Here is a 15637-nt window from a genome sequence, read left to right on the forward strand (position 1 = left end):
ACTTCCTTTTGGCTTCGATTAACTGAAGCAACCTACTGTCGAAAACTACATAACTCTTTGTTTACCAAGGAATTTTCCGTTTCGACTGCGCCGGAAGTGGGGCGAATTATAGACTTCCAGGATCTGCGGTCAAGCGTTAATTACGCTTTTGTTGCAGAAGGTGCTTTTTTGGCAATAAGGCGAGGGATACGGCGCATCACAGGCGGAATCCGCAAGAGCAAAAGCAGCACCCCTATAGAGGCATAGATAGCCCACTCCTTCAGATCGGCACGCACGATCCACAGCATATGCAGCAAACCAAGCCCCAAAATCACATACACCAGGCGATGCAGCTTCTTCCAACGGACGCCCAGCCGACGCTGGCTATAGCGATTGGATGTCACCGCCAACACCAACAAGCACATAAAACCCAACGCCCCCACAATAATGTAGGGCCGCTTGCGCAGCTCAACGCCCAGTTGCGACCAGTCCAGCCCCAGGATAAATACGCAATAAGCGGCGAGGTGCAAAACCACATACGCAAAGCACCACAACCCCAACTGCCGGCGCACAGCGATCCACCCTGCCCAACCGCTCAATTTTTGCAGTGGCGTCATTCCCAACGTAACCAGCAACAGGATCAGCGTTCCCAGTCCCAACCGATCAACCAGCACTTTTCCGGGATCAGGCCCCAAGGTGAGACTCCACGCCTCATACAACCAGTACAACGGCCACACCGCCGCAGCTATAAAGACGCCAAGGCGCCAGATGGGGTAGCGCATCAGTAGTTCTTCCGCAGATCAAGGCCGGTATAAAGAGAAGCGACCTCATCCGAGTAGCCATTGAACATCTGCGTCTCGCGTACATTCGGGCTGAACAAGCCACTGGGCAGGCGCCGCTCCCGGGCCTGGGTCCAGCGCGGGTGATCGACGGTGGGGTTCACATTCGCATAAAACCCATACTCATCCGCCGCAATGCTCTGCCAGGTAGTTTTCGGTTGCTCGCTCACCAGGCTGATCCGCACGATAGATTTCACGCTCTTGAAGCCATACTTCCACGGCACCACCAAACGCAGCGGCGCGCCATTCTGGTTGGGCAATTCCCGCCCATACATGCCCACAGCCAGGATCGCCAAAGGATTCATCGCTTCATCCAGGCGCAGTCCTTCTATATAAGGCCAATCGATCAGGCCAAAACTTGAGCGCTGGCCCGGCATGCTCTTGGGATCCTGCAGGGTTTCAAAGCGGATGTATTTGGCCTTGGAAGTGGGCTCGACCTGTTTAAGCAAGGCCGATATGGGAAAGCCGATCCATGGAATGACCATCGACCACGCCTCGACACAGCGTAGACGGTAGATCCGCTCTTCCAACTGATAGGGCTTCATGAAGTCTTCCAGCGCATAACGCCCTGGTTTTGCGACTTCACCATCAATCACGACACTCCATGGCTCGGTCTTGAGCGAGCCGGCATTCGCCGCAGGATCGCCCTTGTCCGTACCGAACTCATAGAAGTTGTTGTAATGGGTCGCATCCTTGAACGGCGTGATGGCTTCGTCTTTGACCGTCACCGCCTGCCATTGCGTGCCAGGAAGTTTCTCGGCGAACCAGCCGGGAGCCTTGCCTGGCTCGACATCGGCATAACGCGCAGTGTCAGCCGCACTCACCCAACGCGGCAGGCTGCTGGCAGCAATACCGGCAAGCGCGCCACCGAGCAGACTGCGGCGGGAGAAATAGAGGGATTCTGGGGTGACGTCCGATTCGTGACAATCGGACGCTTTGGGCAACTTGATTAACATGGCAACTCCGCAGCATTGGAGAACTGATGCACCAATAGACTGCGGAGTATGGGGGAAATTACATTAAGGCAATGTTTTGTCCCGGCGCAGATGCAACAGGTACTGAACCGGACCCGAAGCCGCATATACCAGGAACGCCAGCAGCAGGATCCGCGGCGGATCACTGAAGACCACCGCGAACACCAGTACCACCACCAGAATCGCCACGAAAGGCACACGCCCCTTCAGGTCGAATTCCTTGAAGCTGTTGTACTTGATGTTGCTGACCATCAGCATACCGGCCGCCGCAACCATCAAGGCCACCAGGAACGACATCTTCGAACCCTGGATACCGTAGTCACTGAACGCCCAGACAATACCGGCCACCACACCCGCCGCCGCAGGACTGGCAAGACCGATGAAGTAACGCTTGTCGGCAGTGCCCACCTGGGTATTGAAGCGTGCCAGGCGCAACGCAGCGCCCGCGACATAGATGAAGGCCACCATCCAGCCAACCTTGCCCATGTCACCCAGGGCCCAGGCAAACGCCAGCAACGCAGGTGCGACACCAAAGGCCACCATGTCCGACAGCGAGTCGTACTCGGCACCGAAGGCGCTCTGGGTATTGGTCATGCGCGCCACGCGCCCATCAAGGCCATCGAGGACCATGGCCACGAAGATCGCGATGGCAGCAAAACCGAAGTACTTGCTGGCACTCGCCGCATCACCTGCTGCCAGCGCGCTCTGGGCACTCATGGAATTGATGATGGAGTAGAAACCGGCAAACAGGTTCGCCGTGGTGAACAGGTTGGGCAGAAGATAGATGCCACGATGCCGGACCTTGCGGCCTTCCGCGTCATGCCCTTCTTCGACATGCTCATCGATCGGTAGCAGGCTTTCGGCGTCAGAGGCCTGGTTTGGCTCTTCGGGACGTTCGCTCATGGACTTTACCTTGCAACGGTGTGAAAAAAATCGATAGACACTTGCGGCGAGTTTCGCCCGCAAACGATGCAGCTTTATACCAGAACCAGCCCTCAAACGAAAAAACGCGGCCTAGGCCGCGTTTTCCGTAGACACGTGCGACTTAGTTCTTGGCTTTGTCGACGATCTTGTTGGCACCGATCCACGGCATCATGGAGCGCAGTTGCTCGCCGATGACTTCGATACCGTGAGCGGCGTTGTTACGACGCTTGGCGGTCATCGAAGGGTAGCCGGTAGCCCCTTCGCTGATGAACATTTTGGCGTATTCGCCGTCCTGAATACGTTTCAGGGCGTTGCGCATGGCCTGACGGGATTCGGCGTTGATGACTTCCGGACCGGTCACGTACTCGCCGTACTCGGCGTTGTTGGAGATCGAGTAGTTCATGTTGGCGATACCGCCTTCGTACATGAGGTCAACGATCAGCTTCAGTTCGTGCAGGCACTCGAAGTAGGCCATTTCCGGCGCGTAGCCAGCTTCAACCAGGGTTTCGAAACCGGCTTTGACCAGTTCAACGGTACCGCCGCACAGAACGGCTTGTTCGCCGAACAGGTCGGTTTCGGTCTCGTCCTTGAAGGTGGTTTCGATGATGCCGGTACGACCACCACCGACGCCAGCAGCGTAGGACAGTGCAACGTTCTTGGCGTTGCCCGAAGCGTCCTGGTAGATCGCGATCAGGTCAGGAATACCGCCGCCCTTGACGAACTCGGAGCGCACGGTATGGCCCGGTGCTTTCGGCGCGATCATGATCACGTCGAGGTCAGCGCGCGGCACAACCTGGTTGTAGTGGATCGCGAAGCCGTGGGAGAACGCCAGGGTGGCGCCTTTCTTGATGTTCGGCTCGATTTCGTTCTTGTACAGCGCGGATTGGAACTCGTCCGGGGTCAGGATCATGACCAGGTCGGCAGCCGCAACAGCGGAAGCAACGTCAGTCACTTTCAGGCCATGGGCTTCTGCCTTGGCAACAGTGGCCGAGCCTTTGCGCAGGCCAACAGTCACGTCAACGCCGGAATCTTTCAGGTTGCAAGCTTGTGCGTGACCCTGGGAGCCGTAGCCGATGATGGCGACTTTCTTGCCCTGGATGATCGACAGGTCACAATCTTTATCGTAATAAACTTTCATGAGGTTCCTCTATATATCCAGGCCTTAAGGCCATTCGCTAATTGGGTTAGATGCTGAGTACTTTGTCGCCACGGGCAATCCCGGTGACACCACTGCGTACGGTTTCCAGAATCGAGGCCGTCCCGATCGACTGGATGAAGCTGTCCAGTTTGTCGCTGGTACCGGTCAGTTGAACGGTATAAACGCTGGCGCTCACATCGACGATCTGCCCACGATAAATATCGGTAGTACGCTTGATCTCGGCACGTTGGGCACCCGTGGCCTTGACCTTGACCAGCATCAGCTCACGCTCGATGTGGGCGCTTTCCGACAAATCGACCAGCTTGACCACTTCGATCAGCTTGTTGAGGTTCTTGGTGATCTGCTCGATCACCTCATCATGGCCTACGGTGGTCAACGTCAGGCGCGACAGGGTCGGGTCTTCGGTCGGGGCCACGGTCAGGCTTTCGATGTTGTAGTTGCGCTGCGAAAACAGGCCGACCACACGAGACAGAGCGCCCGGTTCGTTCTCCAGAAGCAGGGAGATAATGTGCCGCATGATTAGGTTCGCTCCGTCTTGTTCAGCCACATATCGCGCATTGAGCCGTCTTTGATCTGCATCGGGTAGACGTGCTCGCTGGTGTCGACCTGAATGTCGATGAACACCAGGCGATCCTTCATGGCGAACGCCTCTTCCATCTTCGGCTTGAGATCCTTCAGATCGGTGATGCGCATGCCGACATGGCCATAGGCTTCAACCAACTTGACGAAGTCAGGCAACGATTCCATGTAGGAATGGGAGTGACGACTGTTGTAGCTCATGTCCTGCCATTGGCGAACCATGCCCAACACACCGTTGTTCAGGCAGACGATCTTCACCGGCAGGCCATATTGCAGGCAGGTCGACAGCTCCTGGATGTTCATCTGGATGCTGCCTTCACCGGTGACACAAGCCACGTCGACATCCGGGAAGCTCAGCTTCACACCCATGGCCGCAGGGAAACCAAAGCCCATCGTGCCCAGGCCACCGGAGTTGATCCAGCGGTTAGGCTTGTCGAACTTGTAGTACTGCGCGGCGAACATCTGGTGCTGGCCCACGTCGGAGGTCACAAAGGCGTCGCCCTTGGTCACTTCGCACAGGGTTTCGATCACGGTTTGTGGCTTGATGATGCTGCCGTCGCCTTTGTCGTAAGGGAACAGGCCACGGTCACCGCGCCATTCGTCGATCTGCTTCCACCAACTGGCAACGGACTCCTTGTTCGGCGTCTCGCCAATGTCCTTGAGCGCAGCGACCATTTCGGTCAACACGCTCTCCACGGGACCTACAATCGGCACATCGGCCTTGATGGTCTTGGAGATGGACGCCGGGTCGATGTCGATGTGGATGATCTTGGCATTCGGGCAGAACTTGCTCGCGCCGTTGATCACCCGGTCATCGAACCGCGCGCCCACGGCCAGGATCACGTCGGCGTGGTGCATGGTCAGGTTGGCCGTGTAGCTGCCGTGCATGCCGAGCATGCCGACGAACTGACGGTCCGAACCCGGGAAGGCACCGAGGCCCATCAAGGTGTTGGTCACTGGCAGGTTGAGCATCTTGGCCAATTCGGTCAACGGTGCGGAACCGCCGCCCAGGATCACGCCGCCACCCGAGTAAAGCACTGGGCGCTTGGCCGCCAGGAGCATTTCTGCTGCCTTGCGGATTTGCCCCGAGTGCCCACGCACGGCCGGGCTGTAGGAACGCAGCTTGGCTTTCTTCGGGAAGATGTATTCGAACTTTTCCGCCGGGTTGGTCATGTCTTTCGGGATATCGACCACCACTGGACCCGGGCGACCGGATTGCGCGAGGTAGAACGCCTTCTTCATGACTTCCGGGATTTCCGAGGCATGCTTGATCATGAAGCTGTGTTTCACGATCGGCCGGGAGATACCGATCATGTCGGTTTCCTGGAATGCATCAGTGCCCACCATGGTGCTCGCCACCTGGCCGGAAATGATCACCATCGGAATAGAGTCCATATACGCAGTCGCGATGCCGGTAATGGCATTGGTTGCGCCAGGGCCGGACGTTACCAGCACCACGCCGGCTTTACCGGTGGCACGGGCATAACCGTCAGCCATATGGGTCGCGGCCTGTTCGTGGCGAACCAGGATGTGGTTGACAGCCGGTTCCTTGAACAGTGCGTCGTAGACATGCAGCAGAGCACCACCTGGGTACCCGTAGATATAGTCGACGCCTTCGTCACGCAAAAAGCGGACGAGCATCTCACCGCCAGATAAAAGCTCCACGTTGTTCACCTCTAAAACGCCAGAATACCGTCCGTTGAAAACCGACGGGTCTTAATAGGTTTACTTCTCAACAGAGCATGAGCGACGGTGGTCGCCGACTACGTCAGCACTGACTGAGCAAGTATTGGGATCGTCCCAAGTGTTGCGGGCTTTTCCCACCCAGCGCGAGGTAACGCGTTGCGGGTGTAACAGGTCGGCGCGGATGTGCGCCTCATGATCTGCTGAGCGGGCCTGCTTCTGGCAGTCCCGATACAGCGGACTTTGGATTCTTCTGTTTCAGCCCCTTCAAGTCAAGCAATAATTGCGCTTTTTTCCAACTAAGCGCATGAGAACGTAGAAGAAAGGGCTTTGAGGAGGGATAAAACTCGCCTGAATGTCGTCAAGCGGTAGAAATGTGCGCAAGACTGCCGGAAAACCCGGCAGTCAGGCAATTAACGAGCGCCGACGATCAGTTGGTCGAACTTTTTCAGCGCAGAGCGTAGGCCGAGGCTTTGTTGGGGACGGTCGGCGTAGACCATCTCGGCCATCTCCAGGATGCCCGACGCATTAGGTAGCGGCAGGTCCTGTTCGAGGATCTGTTTCATCCGCACCAGGAAGATCCACTGCAGCCACTGATGAAAATCCAGGGTATCCACGGAAAACGGCTCGACGCTGCTCAGCGCCTCTGCACCGGGAGACACCTCATCCCACCAGCCCGCCACGCGCAATTCGCGCTCAATCAGTAACAACTGTTCGGCAATCGCCGGAAAACGAGGATCCATCAGAGACTGACCTTGGCCTTCTGCCGGGCCTGGGCAGCACCGGCAGCATCACCTTGTGCAGCACGTGCATCACCAATCAAGGCCCACAGGCTGGCTTGCAGGTCAGGACGACCGTTGGCCATGGTCAAGCCACGACGGGCGAACTGCTCAGCTTGCGGCGCATCACCCTGGGCCATACGCACTTGCGCCAGGCGGTAGAGCACCTGCGGTTCACGCGGCGCGACCCGCTGGGCGCGCTCAAGGCTGGACGATGCGCCGTTCAAGTCGCCACCGGCCTGCTGTTGCTGCGCAGTGGTGAGCAAGGCCAGGACCGGGCCGTCCAACTGCTCGTCGGCAGACAGGCCGCCGGCATTGGCCGAGGGAATCCCGCTCGGGGTCGACGGCATGTTGTAGGTGCCCTGGTTGATCGGCGCGGTATCAATCGGCGCCGAGTTCGACGGGCCAGGGGTGATCGGCCCCGGCGTCCATGGTGCGGAGCTGATGGGTGCAGATGTGGTGGCGCCCCCACCCGGGACCATCACCACTACGCCGGAATCCTGCGGTACCGCCTGGGTCGTGGCAGGGTTTGGACGGGTAGTCACGGTCTGGCGAAAGCCGCCATTGGCCGAGATCCGGTCATTGTTGGATACGGCCGTGCCGGAATCCACCACCGGGATGGAGCCGCGCTGCACGCTGGAGCAACCGCTGAGCAAAGCTAACGTTGTAATAGCCGGAATCAACCACTTGTTCACTTGAAATCCTCTTTGCTTAATTCATCCAGCCCTTGACCCAATCCATCACCGAATCCGCATCCGTGGGCACACCTGTGCCACATGGAGCGCCGGCTGGCGGTTCACTGCTGCGAATATACGGCATCTGCACCGCGCCCGGACAGTTGGCATCGGAGCCCTGCCCGGTATGGGGGTCGATCCAGGCCTGCACGATATTATCGGGTTGCGGCATGTTCAGTGGCAGCGGATCGGCCTTGCGCATAAAGCTGGTCCAGACCTGCAAGGCGCCGGTCGCGCCGGTGAACGGTGTCTTGCCGTTGTCATCGCGCCCCAGCCACACCACCGCGAGCAGGTCCTGGCTGAAACCGGCGAACCAACTGTCACGGGAGTCGTTACTGGTACCGGTCTTGCCGGCCAGCGTCAGGTTGCCCGGCAGCGAGCTGTACACCGAACGCCCGGTCCCTTCGCGCATGACCCGTTGCATGGCGTTCTGGATCAGGTAGATGGAGGCCGGATCAAAACGCTGCTCGATCTGGAACGGGTAGCGCTTGAGCGGCTCGCCTTCCGCCGTGAGGACACTGCGGATCCCGCGCATCGGCGTATTGAAACCACCGTTGGCCAGGGTCTGGTACATGGTCGCCACTTCCATCGGGCTCAAGCCACCTGCGCCCAGCAACATCGACGGGAACGCCGGGAACTCGCGGCTTACACCCAGTCGTGCAAGGGTCTTGAGCACATTCGGCACACCCAGCTCCAGGCCAAGCCGCGCCGTGGACAGGTTGTAGGAGTGCGCCAGGCCCTGATACAGGAACACCGTGCCGTGGGAGCGACGATCATAGTTCTGCGGCTTCCACACCTGGCCATCGGCGCCCTTGACCGAAAACGCTTCGTCGGAGAGCCAGCTGGTCAGGGTGTACTTGCTCGGCTTTTCCAGTGCAGTGAGGTACACCGCCGGCTTGATCAGCGAGCCAATCGGCCGCACGGCATCCAGGGCACGGTTGAAGCCGGCGAAGCTGGCCTGGCGGCTGCCGATCATGGCCTGGACTTCACCGGTTTCAGGGTTGGTCACCACCATGGCCGCTTCGACTTCGTCCGAGCCCTTGCGCCCGGCCAGGCGCTTGAAGGTATCGCTGACCGAGGCTTCGGCCTTCATCTGCAGGATCGGGTCGAAACTGGTGAAGATCCGCAGGCCTTCTTCGGTCAAGTCCTCGTCGCGATAGTCTTCGCGCAACTGGCGCTTGACTAGGTCGATAAAGCCGGGGAATGAACTGTCGGCCAACTTGCCACGGGTGGTGACGCCCAAAGGCATCTTCTTCGCGGCCGCGACCTGTTCTGCCGTGGCTACGCCCTGCTGCTCCAGCACGTCGAGGACCAGGTTGCGGCGCTCCAGGGCCCGCTCCGGGTTGCGGCGCGGGTTGTAATAGGACGGCCCCTTGACCATACCTACCAGCAACGCCACCTGGTGCAACTTGAGCTCGGACAACGGCTGGCCGAAGAAGAACTGGCTGGCCAGGCCAAAGCCGTGCACCGCGCGCTGGCCATCCTGGCCGACGAACACCTCGTTGAGGTAGGCCTCAAGGATCTCCGGCTTGCTGTAGTGCAGCTCCAGCAACATCGCCATCATGGCTTCGGTGAGTTTGCGAGTCAGGCTGCGCTCACTGGTCAGGTAGAAATTCTTGACCAATTGTTGCGTCAGCGTACTGCCGCCCTGAGTCATGCGGCCACCCGAGGTGTTGACCCAGATGGCGCGAGCGATGGACTTAGGCGAGACGCCCCAGTGGCTGTAGAAATCCCGGTCTTCGACCGCAACCAGGGTTTCCAGCAGATACGGCGGCACCTGATCAATTTTGATCAGGATGCGATCTTCAAGGTTCTTGGGGTAAATCCCGCCGATCAGCAACGGCTCAAGACGCACCACTGGCAACTTGCCGCCATTGAGTGCAGAAAGCTCGGCCACGTAATCCCCGGAGAAGCGCACGCGCACCGGTTGCGCCTTTTCCAGGCCTTCATAGAACTGGAAGCCCCGGGTATTCAGGTCCACGGTATTGCCGCTGACCGCCGCCGCACCCGGGCCGTTGGCCACGGCTTCGCGCCGATAGCCCAGCGCATCGAGTTCGGTAAGGAAATCTTCCTTGCTCAGTTTCTGGCCGGTAAACAGCTCCAGCGGGCGAGCGTAGACCTTCGCCGGGATGGTCCAGCGCTTGCCAGAGAACTTCTCCTGGACCACGGCATCGAGGTATACCGCGATGCCTGCGATCACCACCAGGCCCACCAGGCCGAGCTTGAGCGCCCAGCCTAGCCAGGGGCGCAGGCTGCGGGGAGGAGGTTTTTTACGGGAACGGGGAGATCGGGTACGAGTCATGGCGGCGGATTATACGCATTTTATTGATGATCAACATGAACCGGACGGCGGTTTGCATGACCGACCTGAGCGGCCATAATGCGCTCCATTATTTTCCCAGACTCCGAAGGATCGCCTGTGAGCCAGCCCCTGATTGCCGCCCTGCAAAACCCGGCCCTGTTTCCTCATCCGGTCGAAGCGTTTCAAGTCATCGAAACCCATATTTCCTGGGTCCTGCTCACCGGTCCCTATGCCTACAAGATCAAGAAACCGGTGAACTTCGGCTTCCTCGACTTCACCCAACTGGACGCCCGCGCCCACTTCTGCAACGAGGAACTGCGCCTCAACCAACGCCTGACACAAGATTTGTATCTTGAAGTGTTGCCGATCACCGGCAGCGCTGAAGCACCGCAACTGGGCGGCGAAGGCCCGGCCATCGAATATGTGCTGAAAATGCGCCAGTTCCCGCAAAGCCAACTGCTGAGTACCTTGCAGGCCAATGGCGAGCTGACCAACGGCCACATCGATGAGATGGCCAGCCAGATTGCGCACTTCCACCTCAACGCCCCCAAGGTTCCCGAGGCCCATCCCGCCGGCACCCCCGACGAGGTGATGGCGCCGGTGCGGCAGAACTTCGAGCAGATCCGTCCGTTCCTTAGCGACAAAGCCGACCTGGCCCAACTGGACGCACTGCAAGCCTGGGCCGAGAGCAGCTTCGAACGCCTCAAGCCCCTGCTGGAGCAACGCAAGCTCAATGGCTTTACCCGCGAGTGCCACGGCGATATTCACCTGGGCAACGCAACCATGATCGACGATCACGTGGTGATCTTCGACTGCATCGAGTTCAACGAACCGTTCCGCTTCACCGACGTGTGCGCCGACACCGGCTTTCTGGCGATGGACCTGGAAGACCGTGGCCTCAAGACCCTGGCCAGGCGCTTTATCAGCCAATACCTGGAGCTGACCGGCGATTACCAGAGCCTGGAGCTGCTGAACTTCTATAAAGCCTACCGCGCGCTGGTGCGGGCCAAGATCGCGCTGTTCAGCATGCCGCCCGAGGCAACACCGGTCGAGCGCGCAACCACCCTGCGCCAGTACCGCAACTACGCCAACCTGGCCGAAAGCTACAGCACCATCCCCTCGCGCTTCCTGGCGATTACCCATGGCGTATCGGCGACCGGCAAAAGCCATGTGGCGATGCGCCTGGTGGACGCGCTCGGCGCCATTCGCCTGCGCTCCGATGTAGAACGCAAGCGCCTGTTTGGCGAGCAACAGGTCGAGAACACCCTCCAAGCCGGGATCTATGCCTCGGACGCCAGCGCGGCAACCTACGCCCGCCTGCATACCCTCGCCGAAACCGTACTGCGCGCAGGCTTCCCGGTAGTCCTGGACGCGACCTACCTCAAGCGCGAGCAACGAGAAGCTGCCGCCAAAGTCGCAGAAGCCACCGGCGCGCCCTTCCTGATCCTCGATTGCAATGCACCGCAGGCCGTTATCGCCAGTTGGTTGGCGAAACGTCAGGCAGATAAAAACGATCCGTCTGACGCTACCCTGGCAGTCATTGAGCAGCAACAAGCCAGCCGCGATCCCCTGAGCGCCGAAGAACTGCTACTGAGCAAGCGGGTCGAGACCAATGAAAGCGGGACGCTGGACGCGCTGGTTGCCCACGTCCGCCAGCGCCTGCCAGGGCTGTAGGAAATATTTCACGGCCGTGATGCGGTTAACAGCTCACGGCCGCAAATAGTGGCACTATAATGGCATTATAAGTCCAACAGGAGTTGCCGCCATGGGCCAGCCGAAGCTGCTTGATACACCGCTCTACGCGCTGCTGCATAAAGATGACATCCGGGGTTTCAATCAGGAACGCCCCAAGGATGGTCCGATTGATATGCGCGGCGGCGACTTCCGTGGTCTGGACCTGCGCCACCTGGACGCCGAGGGCGTGGACTTTACCGACGCCTACTTCCGCTCGGCCGACTTGCGTGGCCTGGACCTGCGGGGCTGCCCGCTGGAAGGCGCCAGCCTGGCCCATGCGCAGATCTCGGGCACTTACTTCCCAGCCGAACTGAGCGCTGACGAGATCCTAATGTCGGTCAATTTCGGCACGCGCCTGCGCTATCGCACCCGCTGACCGAACACCTTTATCCCCAGCTGAGCGCAACGCGAGCTGGGGGCCTGCGCCTGTCACCGTCAAGATTCCAGCGCCAGCCTTAGAAGCGTTTACGTCGTTTCTGAGCAAAGAACTACGCTTTTCCTACTGAGCGCTACACTCCTTTCAGGCTTGCCTGGTCACGATACCCACCGAACCATTCGGCCGTCGCAAGGAGGCTTGATGAATGATGAGCTGCAACACCTGAAAAACCTTGGCAAGACCTCGGCGCAATGGCTGCATGCGGTGGGCATCCATAGCGCTTCGGACCTGCGTCGCCTGGGCGCGGTGGACGCCTACCGGGCGGTACGCACCCGTGGTTTCCGGGCATCCAAAGTCCTGCTGTATGCCATCGAAGGCGCATTGATGGATGTGCATTGGAACGATATTCCAACCGAGCGCAAGGAAGCCTTGAATCGCCAACTGGAAGCGCTGTCGATACGGAACAAGAACTGAAACAGGTGAAAACCCAATGTTTGCGGGGTTCCAAACAGACGTTTGAGAAAAATCCCCATGGGTGCAAAAACAAGTGTTGACTCTCAAATGAGAATCGTTATGATTATCACAACTGGTCGCGAGATCAGCCGATAACTGAAAGACCATTGGTTCGGACTCTCAGATTATCTCCTCATCAGGCTAATCACGGTTATTTGACCCGGCTCTTGCCGGGTCTTTTTTTGCCTGGGTTTTATATCACCCTGTAGCAGGCTTGCCGGCGAAGGTGCTGGGCCTTGATACACCGCTATCGCCGGCAAGCCGGCTCCTACAGAGATAGGGTTCAGCGGGCGATGATCAAGGGATGACCCAGCTCAGGATGGGGCTGCACCAGTACATCCAGGCCGAACACCGCCTTGAGCAACTCCGGTCGCAACACCTGCACCGGTGTGTCCAGGGCGTGGGGGCGACCGTTCTCCAGCAGCAGGATGCGATCGCAGTAGCGCGCCGCCAGATTGAGGTCGTGAAGAATCACCAGCACGGCCGCGCCACGGTCGGCAAAGCTGCGGATGGCCTGCAAGGTGGTGTGCTGGTGCAATGGGTCGAGCATCGAGGTCGGCTCGTCCAGCAATAGGGTCTGCCCCGCCTCCCCCGGCCAGAGTTGCGCCAGCACCCGCGCCAGGTGCACGCGCTGGCGTTCGCCGCCGGACAACGCCAGGTAGCTGCGTCCGCTCAGGTGGCCCACGTCGGCGGCCTGCAAGGCGGCTTCGATGATTTCATCGTCGCGTACCCGCCCGGTCTGATGGGGCAAGCGCCCCATGCCCACCACTTCCTCGACGCGAAACGCGAAATCCAGGGTCGACACCTGGGGCAGCACCGCCAGGCGCTGCGCCCGTTGCGCGCCCTGCCAATCCTTGAGCTCGCGGTCGTCCAGCCAAACCTGCCCTTCATCCGGATGCAATTGCGCACACAACGCGCCCAGCAACGTGCTTTTGCCGGCGCCATTGGGGCCGAGCACACCCAGAACTTCACCGGGTTTCAAGTCCAGGGTCACGTCGGCCAACACGGTTTTGCGACCGCGACGGATCTGCAGGTTGTCCACTCGCAGCATCAGGCGCGTCCTCGCAACAGCAGGTATAGAAAAAACGGAGCACCGATAAAGGCAGTAACAATACCAATGGGCAACTCCGCCGGCGCCAGGGCCAGGCGGGCCACCAGGTCGGCGAATAACAACAGGCTCGCGCCCGCCAGCACCGAGGCCGGCAGGAGCACACGATGATCCGGCCCCGCCAGCAGCCGCACCAGATGTGGCACCACCAGCCCGACAAAACCGATCAGCCCCGCAGCGGCGACCGCCGCGCCAACCCCGAGCGCCGTGCAAAACACCAGCTCGCGCTTGAGCCCCTCGACATTGATCCCCAGGTGACTGGCTTCCGATTCTCCCAGTAGCAAGGCATTGAGCGCCTTGGCCCGGCGCGGCAGCCACAGCGCCACACCGGCACTGACCAGCAGCAATGGCCACAGTCGCGAGTAGCTGGCGCCGTTCAGGCTGCCAAGGTTCCAGAACGTCAGGGTGCGCAAGGTAGCGTCATCGGCCAGGTAGGTGAACAGGCCCACCGCCGAGGCCGCCAGCGCGGTCAGGGCGATACCGGCCAACAACATGGTTGCGACATTGGTCTGCCCGTCGCGCCGCCCCAGGCGATAGACCAGCGCGGTCACGCCCAAGCCACCCAGAAATGCACACAGCGACAACAGATACGGCGCCACGGCGTCCGGCAGGCCACCAAAGGCCGCGCCGCCGACGATGGCCACCGCCGCCCCCAGCGCAGCGCCACTGGACACACCGACCAACCCGGGGTCGGCCAACGGGTTGCGAAACAGCCCCTGCATGGCCACCCCCGACAGCGCCAGCACCCCGCCAACCGCCAGCCCCAGCAAAGTGCGCGGCAAACGGATCTGCCCCAGAATCAGCTCAGCCTGCTCCAAGCCTTGGGCCTCGATAGGCACGCCAAGCAGGCGCAAGGCAGCGCGCAGAGTGTCGAGCAACGGCAGGCTGACCGGCCCCAGGGCCAGGGACAGCCAGGTCGCCAACACACACAACAGGCTCAAGCCGATAAACAGGGTGCGCGGTTTAACCAGAGTGGTCATGGGGCGGCTTGGGCTTTAACGGGATAGAACCCGGCGGACAGGATTTGCAGGCTGGCCGGCAAGCGTGGGCCCAGGCCGCCGACCAACAAGGTGGGATCCAACTCAAACACCCGGCCGGTCTTGGCCGCCGAGGTGTTCGCCAGAATCGGGTTTTCCTTGAACAACGCCGCACGGGCCGCCTCGCCACTCAGGGCGCGGTCAGAGAACACCAGCACTTCAGGACTCAACCCCGCCAGCGACTCAACCGAAAATGGCTTATAGCCGCTGTGCGTCGCCAGGTTGTGCCCGCCGGCCTGTTGCAGCACCCAGTCGGCGGCGGTGTCCTTGCCGGCAATCAGCGGCTTGCCACCGGCATGCCCGAGCACCAGTAGCACGCCAGGGGCCTTTTGCCGAGTTTGCGCCTGGGTCACGGCCGCTTTTTGCAGGTTTAGTTGCTGTTGATAAGCATTGAACAGTGCCGCGGCCTTGTCTTCAGCTCCCAGCAGCTTGCCCAGGTGTTGCAGGTTGCCTTGCAGGGTCGGCAGGTCCGGCTGCGCGGAGAACAGCTCCACTTGCACCCCGGCATTGCGAATCTGCGCCAGCACAGGTGGTGGCCCCATTTCCTCGGTGCCCACCAGGATCTGCGGGCGCAGGCTCAAGATCCCTTCGGCGGACAGCTGGCGCTGGTAACCGATACTGGGCAGCGCCTTGAGCGACTGCGGATGCTGGCTGGTAGTATCGACGCCCACCAGCTTCGACTCCCCGCCCAGGGCCGTCACCCACTCCGACAACGCGCCCCCCGCGCTGACCCAGCGTTGAGGCAGCTCAGCAGCTTGCGCCACGTGGTTGACCAGCAGTCCGACAACAAGCGCAATAGCGCTGGCACTCAGGCGCATAAAAGGGTTTCCTTCCAAGGGTGAGGCCGTCTGGCATCGTACTGAGCACGCAGTCAGCTGACGGGCGAAGCCGGCATTTGATAATTGTTTGCATTTGAA

General features: G+C 60.2%; 15 protein-coding genes. 3 read left to right on the top strand and 12 right to left on the bottom strand.

Annotated elements, in window-relative coordinates:
- Positions 1 to 140: 140 nt before the first annotated feature.
- The 9 genes from msrQ to mrcB all read right to left on the bottom strand — a co-directional run bounded on the left by msrQ (position 141) and on the right by mrcB (position 9952).
- Entirely contained in the window at positions 141 to 761 is a 621-nt protein-coding gene (msrQ, locus tag AC19YY_RS24140; RefSeq protein ID WP_500604994.1) for a protein-methionine-sulfoxide reductase heme-binding subunit MsrQ, read from the bottom strand.
- A complete protein-coding gene (gene msrP, locus AC19YY_RS24145) occupies positions 761 to 1774 on the bottom strand; it encodes a protein-methionine-sulfoxide reductase catalytic subunit MsrP (RefSeq protein WP_170043553.1) in 1014 nt (337 codons plus the stop codon). Before msrP ends, msrQ begins: the two co-directional genes overlap by 1 nt.
- A 63-nt stretch (positions 1775 to 1837) precedes the next feature.
- Positions 1838 to 2695: a CDP-diacylglycerol--serine O-phosphatidyltransferase gene (pssA, locus tag AC19YY_RS24150; RefSeq protein ID WP_029298897.1), complete on the bottom strand. Its 858-nt coding sequence runs from the start codon at positions 2693 to 2695 to the stop codon at positions 1838 to 1840.
- A gap of 142 nt (positions 2696 to 2837) precedes the next feature.
- A complete protein-coding gene (gene ilvC / locus AC19YY_RS24155) occupies positions 2838 to 3854 on the bottom strand; it encodes a ketol-acid reductoisomerase (protein ID WP_003176099.1) in 1017 nt (338 codons plus the stop codon).
- Between the two features lie 46 nt (positions 3855 to 3900).
- Positions 3901 to 4392 carry an acetolactate synthase small subunit gene (ilvN, locus tag AC19YY_RS24160; protein ID WP_003176102.1) on the bottom strand — a complete coding sequence of 164 codons (492 nt, stop codon included), beginning with the start codon at positions 4390 to 4392 and terminating at the stop codon, positions 3901 to 3903.
- Between the two features lie 2 nt (positions 4393 to 4394).
- Positions 4395 to 6119, bottom strand: a complete 1725-nt coding sequence (locus tag AC19YY_RS24165; protein WP_169955054.1) for an acetolactate synthase 3 large subunit — start codon at positions 6117 to 6119, stop codon at positions 4395 to 4397.
- A gap of 431 nt (positions 6120 to 6550) precedes the next feature.
- Positions 6551 to 6880: a YqcC family protein gene (locus tag AC19YY_RS24170; protein ID WP_170043554.1), complete on the bottom strand. Its 330-nt coding sequence runs from the start codon at positions 6878 to 6880 to the stop codon at positions 6551 to 6553.
- Positions 6880 to 7611, bottom strand: a complete 732-nt coding sequence (locus AC19YY_RS24175) for a tetratricopeptide repeat protein (protein ID WP_057440150.1) — start codon at positions 7609 to 7611, stop codon at positions 6880 to 6882. Before AC19YY_RS24175 ends, AC19YY_RS24170 begins: the two co-directional genes overlap by 1 nt.
- Before the next feature lie 16 nt (positions 7612 to 7627).
- Positions 7628 to 9952: a penicillin-binding protein 1B gene (gene mrcB / locus AC19YY_RS24180; RefSeq protein ID WP_500604995.1), complete on the bottom strand. Its 2325-nt coding sequence runs from the start codon at positions 9950 to 9952 to the stop codon at positions 7628 to 7630.
- Between the two features lie 117 nt (positions 9953 to 10069).
- Between mrcB and AC19YY_RS24185 the strand changes: the two genes are divergently transcribed.
- From AC19YY_RS24185 to AC19YY_RS24195, 3 genes are all read left to right on the top strand, one after another.
- The gene (locus AC19YY_RS24185) at positions 10070 to 11626 is read left to right on the top strand and encodes an AAA family ATPase (protein WP_169955057.1); all 1557 of its coding nucleotides are present in this window, start codon (positions 10070 to 10072) and stop codon (positions 11624 to 11626) included.
- Positions 11627 to 11717: 91 nt separating this feature from the next.
- Positions 11718 to 12062, top strand: coding sequence for a pentapeptide repeat-containing protein (locus tag AC19YY_RS24190; RefSeq protein ID WP_169955058.1), 345 nt, complete (start codon positions 11718 to 11720; stop codon positions 12060 to 12062).
- A gap of 201 nt (positions 12063 to 12263) precedes the next feature.
- On the top strand, positions 12264 to 12536 hold the full coding sequence (locus AC19YY_RS24195; RefSeq protein WP_169955059.1) for a TfoX/Sxy family protein: 273 nt from the start codon (positions 12264 to 12266) through the stop codon (positions 12534 to 12536).
- Between the two features lie 322 nt (positions 12537 to 12858).
- Here the strand turns inward: AC19YY_RS24195 and AC19YY_RS24200 are convergent, their stop codons facing one another.
- From AC19YY_RS24200 to AC19YY_RS24210, 3 genes are read right to left on the bottom strand one after another with little or no spacing between them, the layout of a single operon-like run.
- The gene (locus tag AC19YY_RS24200) at positions 12859 to 13626 is read right to left on the bottom strand and encodes a heme ABC transporter ATP-binding protein (RefSeq protein ID WP_172314679.1); all 768 of its coding nucleotides are present in this window, start codon (positions 13624 to 13626) and stop codon (positions 12859 to 12861) included.
- Entirely contained in the window at positions 13626 to 14609 is a 984-nt protein-coding gene (locus AC19YY_RS24205) for an iron chelate uptake ABC transporter family permease subunit (protein ID WP_169955148.1), read from the bottom strand. Before AC19YY_RS24205 ends, AC19YY_RS24200 begins: the two co-directional genes overlap by 1 nt.
- A gap of 50 nt (positions 14610 to 14659) precedes the next feature.
- Positions 14660 to 15538 (bottom strand): heme/hemin ABC transporter substrate-binding protein, encoded by an 879-nt coding sequence (locus AC19YY_RS24210; protein WP_500604996.1) that lies wholly within the window; start codon positions 15536 to 15538, stop codon positions 14660 to 14662.
- Between the last annotated feature and the right edge of the window lie 99 nt (positions 15539 to 15637).

The sequence above is a fragment of the Pseudomonas sp. MF09156 genome, assembly GCF_059862305.1.